General features: G+C 57.9%; 2 protein-coding genes. Both read right to left on the bottom strand.

The features are described 5' to 3' along the window. Window positions 1-61: 61 nt before the first annotated feature. Entirely contained in the window at window positions 62-802 is a 741-nt protein-coding gene (istB, locus tag QPL98_RS19365; RefSeq protein ID WP_023010646.1) for an IS21-like element helper ATPase IstB, read from the bottom strand. Further along, on the bottom strand, window positions 789-2,294 hold the full coding sequence (gene istA / locus QPL98_RS19360) for an IS21 family transposase (protein ID WP_303293866.1): 1,506 nt from the start codon (window positions 2,292-2,294) through the stop codon (window positions 789-791). The genes istB and istA overlap by 14 nt, the downstream gene beginning before the upstream one ends. Window positions 2,295-2,430 lie beyond the last annotated feature (136 nt).

Genomic DNA, 2,430 nt, shown 5'->3' with positions numbered 1-2,430 from the left:
TGTCAATGGCCATTTATTTTGACCCACCTTTGGCCAATAAAATTGACCCACCCTTTATAGTCTAGCTTGTAACTTTCTGCTTCAGTCGATAGCTTTCTCCTCCCAACATAAAGATGTGTGAATGGTGGATGACCCGGTCAATGATCGGCACCGCCACGTTGTCGTCGTGGAAGAACTCGCCCCAGCTGGTGAAGTCCTTGTTGGTGGTCAGTATGATCGACCGGTATTCGTACAGGCTGTTGATCAGTTGGAACAGGTTATAGCGGGCCTGCCGAGTCATGGGCAGGTAACCCAGTTCATCAATGATCAGTAGATCGTATTTGGCCAAGGCGCTGACCCGCTTTTTCAGCTCACCCTTCATCTCGGCCAGTTCCAGTTCTTCCACCAGATCCAGGGCATTGCGGAACAACACCCGGTAGCCAGCTTCCACGGCTTTGTGGCCGATCCCGATGGCCAGGTGGGTCTTGCCCACACCCGGCGGGCCAATGAACACCAGGTTGTTCCGTTCGTCGAGGAACTGGAAGTCCAGCAAGGCATTGACCTGACGTTTGGTGATGGTGGTCTGGTGCCGGTAGTCAAAGCCCTCCAGGCGCTTCTCGACGGGGAACGCGGCCATCTTCCGGTTTCGACGGATACGCTTGTCCTGGCGCTGGATCAGTTCGTGTTCGGCAAGCCGGTCCGCGAAGCTGAGATAGGACATCTCGTTGGCTTCAGCCTCGGCCAGCAGGCTGGTCAGTTCGTCGGCGGCCGCGCTCAGGCGCAGACTGCGGTAACGGGACACGGTCTGTTCAAGCTGGCTCATGGGTCACCCCCTGGCCACTGGAGTGGCCAACACGGCGGTAAGCACTTAGGTCCAGTGCTTCCTTGGGTTCTGGCAGAGGTTCCGGCTGCCGTTCCCGGAGAACGGCGGCCTGGGCCGCTTCAAGGTAGCTTTGCAGCCGTGTGGCGGTCATGCCACGACGCTCTGCCAGCGTCGTGATCAATGCCGGATCCACGGGTGCATAGCGCTTGAGCAGGTCACGGGTAGCCACCAACTGATCCTTGTAGATCTTGGGCTCGGAACGCTTGAGTTGCTGGCACAACCGTTGCCCGACTTCGCTACCGATCATCTCATTGATCTTGCTCTCAAGGGTGGCCACCCGCTCGGCATGATCGCGGTAGTGATGGGTGTTCTTGATCACCTTGCCTTTATCGGAACACAGCGTATGGCTGGCAATGACGTCGCCTGTGTTCAGGTCGCTGATATGGAGTTGGCCGCCGGACTCCAGAACGCCCACCCGGGCCTGTTGCCAGGCCATGGGCACGGAGTACTTGTTGGCCTTCCAGGCGATCAGGCCGGTCTTGTCGGCCCGACGTGTCTCGTGGGCCACCGGCTGCACGCAAGCTGGTGACAGGTAGGCCTCCAGATGTTCTCGCTCATCCCGTTCGAAGTGTTCCCGGGGTGGTTCGCCGGTGGTCCCGTGAATACGGACATTGGCTACGCTCTCAACCCAGTCCTGCACGTGCTGGCGCACGTGCTCCTGATCCCGGAAGACCTCACCGTAAAGGCAATCCTGCTTGACGTACTTCACGCCAGCTTCCACCTTGCCCTTGCTCTCCGGGTCATAACCTTCGCAGGCATGGATCCGGAACCCGGCCGTGGTGGCATACTCGTGGAACCGTTGGTTGAGGGTCAGCTCCCGGTACTGTTCGTTGATGACCACCAGCTTGGTCTGATCGTAGACGCATTCCTCCGGCAGGCCACCGAAGTAACGCAGGGCTTCGTTATGGAGTTGGATAAAGGTCTGGGTATCCAGTGGGCGGAAGGCCAGACCCACGTACATCAACCGCGAGTAGGACAGCACGAACACCACGAAGTGCAGCGTGCGCTCTTCGCCACCAATCAGCACGCCGCGCAATTCACCGGGATCCACCTGGCACTGAACGCCGGGCATGTCGTCCAAAATGGGCTCGTAATAGCGAATCTGTGCCGAGGCGACTTCCTCCTTGAGCGTCCGGACGTAGCGGCGAATGGAGCGATCTGAGGCCGGCAGGTCCCCGACCTTTGCCTGAAGCTTACGGGCAACCTTGACGGCGCTGAGCTTGGGGAATTCTTTGAGCAGATGAATCAGGTAATCCCGGTGATCATCGAGACGTTTGGTACGTGAGGAATCTTCTATCTGTTCTGAAATCGCATTCTCATCCATCCGCAAATACTTGCGAACGGTATTGCGGGACAACCCCAGTTCCTGACTGATGGCGCGGATCGACAACCCTTTGCCGTTATCGTGCAGTGCCTTGATCTTGTGTATCACAACCCACTCCTTCACTGACATGCCCCCGGCCATCGATAAAAGCCGGGGACAGTAGCTGGTTCTGTGGCCTGACGGCCACCCGGGGGTGGGTCAAAACTAATGGCCAGTAGTGGGTCATTTTAATTGGCCATTAACA

It is taken from the genome of Marinobacter sp. ST-43 (assembly GCF_030541085.1).
GTDB classification, from domain to species: Bacteria; Pseudomonadota; Gammaproteobacteria; order Pseudomonadales; family Oleiphilaceae; genus Marinobacter; species Marinobacter nauticus.
The sequence above is the reverse complement of the archived record's forward strand: the minus strand, read 5'-3'. Positions and strand labels throughout refer to the sequence as shown.